1 protein-coding gene is annotated in these 726 nt (G+C 66.8%); it reads right to left on the reverse strand.

From position 1 onward, the window contains the following. A partial coding sequence (locus AC07VM_RS18925; RefSeq protein WP_494912779.1) for an ABC transporter ATP-binding protein occupies positions 1–726 on the reverse strand: 726 nt, incomplete at its 5' end.

Below are 726 nucleotides of genomic sequence, written 5' to 3' on the forward strand. Positions count from 1 at the left end.
TCAGTGGGTGAGGCCGAGTTCGTTGCGGACTTCGTCGCGGAGGCGGCCGAGGTTGTCGGGCTCCGGGGCGGCGCCGAGGAGGGTCTTGGTGTATTCGTGTTGCGGGTTCAGGATGACTTCGTCCGCGGGACCCCGCTCCACGACATCACCCTTGTAGAGCACCATGATCTCATCGGAGAAATGCCGGGCCGTGGCCAGATCATGCGTGATGTACAACACGCCCAGGTTCTCCTCGCGTTGCAGGTCCGCGAGCAGGTTCAGCACCCCCAACCGGATCGAGACGTCCAACATCGATACGGGTTCGTCGGCGACGATGAACCGTGCCCCCGGCGCGAGCGCCCGGGCGATCGCGACACGCTGCCGCTGCCCGCCCGACAACTCGTGCGGGCGCCGCTCCGCGAACGACTCCCCCGGACTCAACCGCACCCGCTCCAGCAACTCGATCGCACGCTCACGCACCTGGGCGCGCGACAGCTCCGGGTGGTGCAGACGGATCGGACGCTCCAGGTGATGCACGATCGTGTGGAACGGGTTCAACGACGCGAACGGGTCCTGGAACACCATCTGCACATCCGCGCGATACGCCTCCAACGCCCGCCCCCGCACCCCGGACGCCTTCCCATCGAGGAGGATCTCCCCACTGGTCGGGGTCTCCAACTTCATCAACATCCGCGCGATCGTCGACTTCCCCGACCCCGACTCCCCCACCAACGCGACCGTCTTCCC

This window comes from Microbacterium sp. GW821-FHT01D02, assembly GCF_059422585.1.